The 5,803-nt window shown below is 63.0% G+C and carries 8 protein-coding genes and 1 pseudogene; all 9 read left to right on the top strand.

What is annotated here, in order from left to right:
- Positions 1-516 (top strand): annotated as a pseudogene (gene gidA, locus AC3AYF_RS17415) (tRNA uridine-5-carboxymethylaminomethyl(34) synthesis enzyme MnmG); the annotation flags it as partial.
- Complete coding sequence (gene rsmG, locus AC3AYF_RS17410; RefSeq protein WP_295040693.1) at positions 513-1,160, top strand: 16S rRNA (guanine(527)-N(7))-methyltransferase RsmG; 648 nt, start codon at positions 513-515, stop codon at positions 1,158-1,160. The pseudogene gidA and the gene rsmG, both read left to right, overlap by 4 nt.
- 108 nt (positions 1,161-1,268) lie before the next feature.
- Positions 1,269-2,036 carry a ParA family protein gene (locus AC3AYF_RS17405; RefSeq protein WP_295040691.1) on the top strand — a complete coding sequence of 256 codons (768 nt, stop codon included), beginning with the start codon at positions 1,269-1,271 and terminating at the stop codon, positions 2,034-2,036.
- Between the two features lie 28 nt (positions 2,037-2,064).
- Positions 2,065-2,979 carry a ParB/RepB/Spo0J family partition protein gene (locus AC3AYF_RS17400; RefSeq protein WP_295040690.1) on the top strand — a complete coding sequence of 305 codons (915 nt, stop codon included), beginning with the start codon at positions 2,065-2,067 and terminating at the stop codon, positions 2,977-2,979.
- Positions 2,980-3,214: 235 nt separating this feature from the next.
- Positions 3,215-3,625, top strand: a complete 411-nt coding sequence (locus tag AC3AYF_RS17395; protein ID WP_487780085.1) for an ATP synthase subunit I — start codon at positions 3,215-3,217, stop codon at positions 3,623-3,625.
- A gap of 3 nt (positions 3,626-3,628) precedes the next feature.
- The gene (atpB, locus tag AC3AYF_RS17390; protein ID WP_295040198.1) at positions 3,629-4,495 is read left to right on the top strand and encodes a F0F1 ATP synthase subunit A; all 867 of its coding nucleotides are present in this window, start codon (positions 3,629-3,631) and stop codon (positions 4,493-4,495) included.
- Positions 4,496-4,568: 73 nt separating this feature from the next.
- On the top strand, positions 4,569-4,817 hold the full coding sequence (gene atpE, locus AC3AYF_RS17385) for a F0F1 ATP synthase subunit C (protein WP_011508579.1): 249 nt from the start codon (positions 4,569-4,571) through the stop codon (positions 4,815-4,817).
- 68 nt (positions 4,818-4,885) lie between these two features.
- Positions 4,886-5,356, top strand: coding sequence for a F0F1 ATP synthase subunit B (locus AC3AYF_RS17380; protein WP_149435119.1), 471 nt, complete (start codon positions 4,886-4,888; stop codon positions 5,354-5,356).
- Between the two features lie 11 nt (positions 5,357-5,367).
- A partial coding sequence (locus AC3AYF_RS17375) for a F0F1 ATP synthase subunit delta (RefSeq protein WP_487780084.1) occupies positions 5,368-5,803 on the top strand: 436 nt, incomplete at its 3' end.

Genomic DNA, 5,803 nt, shown 5'->3' with positions numbered 1-5,803 from the left:
CATCGCTGGTCTGCCTTCGAGACCAAGCGCGACAGGATCGAACGGGAAAGTGCACGGCTGCGTTCGACCTGGGTCCAGCCGAAGACCGAGGCCGGCGAGCGCGTGGCCGAGAAGCTCGGTCAGCCGTTGTCGCATGAGTACAGCCTGATGGAGCTGCTCAAGCGTCCCGAGCTGACCTACGCCGACGTGGCCACGCTCAAGGGCGAGGCCGTCGGCGACGAGCTGGTGGCCGAGCAGGTGCAGATCGAGGCCAAGTACGAGGGCTACATCGTGCGGCAGCAGGAAGAGATCGATCGCCTGCGCCGCCACGAAGCCACGCCGCTGCCCGAATCGCTGGACTATGCCAAGGTCGAGGGGCTCTCCAACGAAATTCGCCAGAAGCTCGAGCAGGCCCGACCGCAAACCCTCGGCCAGGCCGGGCGCATCTCCGGCGTCACGCCGGCGGCGGTGTCGATTCTGCTGATCCATCTCAAGAAGCGTCGACTGATCGACGACAGCCGGGCATTGAGCGCATGACGCCAGCGTGTGAACGACTGCTGGACGAGGGCCTGGCGGCTCTCGGAATCGCCACCGAGCGTGGGCAGCGCCAGCGACTGTTGTCGCTGCTCTCGCTGTTGCACAAGTGGAATCGCGCCTATAACCTCACCGCAGTACGCTCGCCCGAGGCGATGGTTGGCCGTCATCTGCTGGATAGCGCCAGCGTCGCTTTCGCCGTGGGCGGCACCAACCTGCTGGACGTCGGTTCGGGACCGGGTTTTCCGGGGTTGGTGCTGGCGATTCTGGATCCCGGGCTTCAGGTCACGCTGCTGGACAGTAACGGCAAGAAAGTCCGTTTCCAGCGCCAGGCGGTGATGGAACTGGGGCTCGACAACGTGCGCTGCGAGCAGGTTCGGGTCGAATCTTTCGACGCCACGTTCGATCAGGTCATCTCGCGCGCTTTCGCCGCGCTGGGCGATTTCATCGGGCTCACCGAACCGCTACTGGCCCGAGGTGGCGAATGGCTGGCGATGAAAGGGAGCCTCGAACCCCGGGAACTCGAATCGCTGCCGCCCCATGTCGTGGTGCGCGAGCGCCTCGCCCTGGCGGTGCCTGGGGCGGATGACGCCGAGCGTCAGTTGCTCCGCCTCGGACGGAACGAAGACTCGGATCATCGGCAGTAGGCTCGTCATGAGCCAGACGTGATGAACAGCGGCGTCGGCGTCATGCCGGATCAGCGCCAGCGGATCGCTCGCGATCCACAGGATCAGTCTCGACGAAGGGAGTCGCCAGTGACCAGAATCATTGCATTGACCAACCAGAAGGGCGGCGTGGGCAAGACGACGACCGCGGTCAATCTGGCGGCTTGCCTGGCGGCACTCGATCGACGCGTGCTGCTGATCGATCTCGATCCGCAGGGGCACGCCACCATGGGCAGCGGCGTCGACAAACACGATCTCGACGGCAGCGTGCTCGACGTGCTGCTGGGCGACAAGAGCGCCGCCGAGGTGATCGTCGACTGTGCCGTGGCCGGGTACGCGCTGCTGCCGGGCAATGGCGACCTGACCGCCGCCGAAGTCGATCTGCTCGATCGCGAGGGCCGTGAACGGGTGCTCCAGGCAGCCATCCAGAGCGTCGCCGCCGACTACGACGTGGTGATGATCGACTGCCCCCCGTCCCTCAACATGCTGACGGTCAATGCGTTGACGGCCGCCCATGGCGTGCTGATCCCGGTACAGTGCGAGTTCTACGCGCTCGAGGGGCTCTCGGCGCTGCTCGATACCGTCGAGCAGATCCAGGAGAGCGTGAACCCCACGCTCGAGATATTCGGCATCGTGCGAACCATGTACGACCCGCGCAACAGCCTGACCCGCGACGTCAGCAAGCAGCTCGGCCAGTATTTCGGCGATTCTCTACTCAAGACCACCATCCCGCGTAACGTCCGGGTGGCGGAAGCGCCCAGTCACGGCGTACCCGTCACCAAGTACGCGCGTCTCTCGCGTGGCAGCCAGGCGCACCGCGTGCTGGCCAAGGAACTGATTCGCCGGCTGGCGCTGTAATGACGATGACTGCTGCGAGGAATATCCCATGACGACGCGCAAACGCCCCCTGGGCCGCGGCCTCGATGCCTTGATCGGTTCCAGTGCCCGTCGCCGCGACAGCGTGTCGCCGGAAGCCGGTTCCGACAAGCCTTCGCCAGCCCAGTCGCCGCCGGGATTCGATGCCGCCGAGGAGCGGCTCGAACGCCTGCCGCTGCGACAGTTGACCCGCGGCAAGTATCAGCCGCGGCGCGATATCCAGCCCGAGGCCCTGGAGGAGCTGGCCGATTCGATCCGGGCCCAGGGCGTCATGCAGCCGATCGTGGTGCGACAAATTGGCGCAGAGCGCTACGAGATCATCGCCGGCGAGCGCCGCTGGCGGGCCTCGCAACTGGCCGAGCTGGAGACCATTCCCGCGGTGATTCGCGAGGTCAGCGACGAGGTCGCCCTGGCGCTGGCCCTGATCGAGAACATCCAGCGCGAGAACCTCAATCCGGTCGAGGAGTCGATGGCGTTGAAGCGCCTGCTCGAGGAGTTCGAACTGACCCAGCAGCAGGTTGCGGATGCGGTCGGGCGTTCGCGGGCCCAGGTTGCCAATCTCCTTCGCCTGCTGGCGCTGGATCCGCAGGTGCTGACGCTGCTCGAGCGTGGCGATCTGGACATGGGGCATGCCCGCGCCCTGCTGAGCCTGCCGGCCGCCAAGCAGCGCCATGCGGCCCACGAAGTCGTGGCCCGCGAGCTGACCGTGCGCCAGACCGAAGCCCTGGTCAAGCAGATTGCCAGTGGCCAGACGAAGGCCGATACCAGGAAGCCGCCGGCGGACGTGGGCCGGCTCGAGAATCGCCTGGCCGACCTGTTGGGTGCGCCGGTCAAGATTCACCACAACAGTTCCGGCAAGGGACGGGTCACCATCCGTTACACCAGCCTCGACGAGCTGGACGGCATACTGGGCCATATCCGCTGACAAGGTCATCATCCGGTGGCGCGACGAGAGGGGAAAACATTTAGCGCGTTAACGGAATTTGCGCACTTTTCGTGATCGTTTACTCGAACAGACGCATCAGATCGGTGCAGGTTCGGTTGAAGCGGCATGACCGCTTCTCTATAATCCGCCGAGATTTGCCAGGCTGACGCCGAACGCAGACATCGCACGTGGAAACAACAACATCATCCCAGGACTCAACGGCGAGACCGACGCCATGCAACCAGCGGCACCGGCCAAGCTTCCAAGACCGCGAATCGCGGGGTTGATCCTGCTACAGTGCGGCGTTGTGATGGGGCTGGTCCTCATCGGTTGGGGGGGCTGGGACCGGGGAACGGCGTTTTCCGCTTTGACCGGTGGTCTCGTTGCCGCCATTCCCAACGCCTTCTTCGCCTGGCGCGCCTTTCGCTATCAGGGTGCGGCGCAGGCAAGATACATCGTCAAGAGTTTCTACCACGCCGAGGCCGGCAAGTTCGGTTTGACGGCGGTACTGTTCACGCTGGTGTTCGTGACCGAGCCCCCCTCAAACCCCGCTTTCTTCTTTGGCGCTTATGTGCTGACGCTGCTGGTGCACTGGGTGGGGCCCTGGCTCCTGCGCCGCCCGTCACACATTCAATCTCGAGGCTGAACCATGGCTGGCAACAACATGACGAGTACGGAGTACATCCAGCACCATTTGCAGAACATGACGTTCGGTCTGCATCCGGAAAACGGCTGGTCGATGGCTCATTCCGCTGCCGAGGCCAAGGCCATGGGATTCTGGGCCATCCACGTCGATACCATGCTGTGGTCGATCGGCCTCGGGGTGCTGTTCCTGTACCTGTTCCGTCTGGTGGCCAAGCGCGCCTCCACCGGCGTGCCGACCGGTCTGCAGAACTTCGTCGAGATGATGGTCGAGTTCGTCGATAACTCCGTGCGCGAGACGTTCCATGGCAAGAGCCGCCTGATCGCGCCGCTGTCGCTGACGATCTTCTGCTGGATCTTCCTGATGAACATCATGGATCTGGTTCCGGTGGACTTCCTGCCGATGCTGGCGCAGAAAATCGGCGCCTGGTTCGGTGCCGACCCGGCCCACGTCTATTTCAAGGTCGTTCCCACCACCGACGTCAACGCCACGCTCGGCATGTCGCTCTCCGTCTTCGCGCTGATCATTTTCTACTCCATCCGTACCAAGGGGCTGTCCGGTTTCGTCGCCGAACTGACGCTGCATCCCTTCAGTACGTCCAACAAATTCGCCCAGATCCTGTTGATTCCGGTCAATTTACTGCTTGAACTCGTTACCTTGTTGGCCAAACCGGTTTCGCTGGCGTTGCGACTGTTCGGCAACCTCTACGCCGGCGAACTGATCTTCATCCTGATAGCCATGATCGGACTGTGGCAGCTGCCACTGCACTTCCCGTGGGCGGTGTTCCACATCCTGATCATCACGCTGCAGGCCTTCATCTTCATGATGCTCACCATCGTCTACCTGAGTATGGCGACGGAAGAGCAGCATTGAGACGCGTTCCCGTTAACCCCTGACCCTTAGTAAAACTCGACTGAGCAAGACTCGACTGAAACTGGAGAGAACCATGGAAGCACAAGTTCTGGGCATGACCGCAATTGCCGTTTCTCTGTTGATCGGCCTGGGTGCCCTCGGCACTGCCATCGGCTTCGGCATTCTCGGCGGCAAATTCCTGGAAGGCGCCGCGCGCCAGCCGGAAATGATCCCGCAGCTGCAGGTCAAGATGTTCATCGTCGCCGGCCTGCTCGACGCCGTGACCATGATCGGTGTCGGTATCGCCCTGTTCTTCACCTTCGCCAATCCGTTTGTCGGTTAACGTCGCCTCGAGGCCCGCGAGGCCCCCGGTGACCCTAACCCCAAACCCGTGACGCGAGAGGTGCTGGCGTGAATCTGAACCTTACACTGATTGGTCAGGCCATTGCCTTTGCCGTCTTCGTCTGGTTCTGCATGAAGTATGTATGGCCGCCGGTCATGCAGGCCCTGCAGGAACGACAGAAGAAGATTGCCGATGGTCTGGATGCAGCCAGCCGTGCGACCCGTGATCTCGAACTGGCTCAGGAAAAAGCCGAAGAGACACTGCGGGAGAGCAAGGAGCAGGCGCAGCAGATCCTGGAACAGGCCAACAAGCGGGCCAATCAGATCGTCGAAGAAGCCCGCGACAACGCGCGGGCCGAAGGCGAGCGCATCATCGAAGGCGCTCGCAGCGAAATCGATCAGGAGATCAATCGCGCGAAGGAAGAGCTGCGTGCCCAGGTATCGCTGCTGGCCGTGGCCGGCGCCGAGCGCATCCTGGAGTCCTCCATCGACGAAGCCAAGCATCGTGAGCTCGTCGACAAGCTCGCTGCCGAGCTCTAAGGAGGCGCACCATGGCTGAATCGGCTACCGTCGCTCGACCCTACGCCAAGGCGGCGTTCGAGTTCGCGCGCGATAACAAGGCGCTCCAAGCGTGGTCCCAGAGTCTGTCACTGGTCGCCCAGGCGGCCGGTGACAGCGATGTCCGTGAACGCATACTCGGCAACCCGCGGCTGACCGCTGACGACAAGACGCGTCTGCTGCTGGAAGTCTGCGAAGACCAACCCTTCGACGAGAGCGTGGGCAATTTCCTGCACCTCGTCGGCGAAAAGGGACGTCTGGCTGCGTTGCCCGACATCTTTGACGAGTTCGAGGCGCTGCGCGCCCAGGAAGAGAAGCGGGTCGATGTCACCATCGTCTCCGCCTTCGAACTGGATGACGCCCAGCAGAACGTGCTCGCCGAGGCTCTGAAGAAGCGCCTGAATCGTGAAATCTCCATTACCACTCAGG

The sequence above is a fragment of the Salinicola sp. genome, from assembly GCF_982684285.1.
This window is presented reverse-complemented; position numbering and strand designations above follow the sequence as displayed.

Excerpts from the sequence above, each read along its gene's own strand:
- AC3AYF_RS17395 (WP_487780085.1), top strand. The coding sequence starts at position 3,215 with ATGCAACCAGCGGCACCGGCCAAGCTTCCAAGACCGCGAATCGCGGGG.
- AC3AYF_RS17400 (WP_295040690.1), top strand. The coding sequence starts at position 2,065 with ATGACGACGCGCAAACGCCCCCTGGGCCGCGGCCTCGATGCCTTGATC.
- atpB (WP_295040198.1), top strand. The coding sequence starts at position 3,629 with ATGGCTGGCAACAACATGACGAGTACGGAGTACATCCAGCACCATTTG.
- rsmG (WP_295040693.1), top strand. The coding sequence starts at position 513 with ATGACGCCAGCGTGTGAACGACTGCTGGACGAGGGCCTGGCGGCTCTC.
- atpE (WP_011508579.1), top strand. The coding sequence starts at position 4,569 with ATGGAAGCACAAGTTCTGGGCATGACCGCAATTGCCGTTTCTCTGTTG.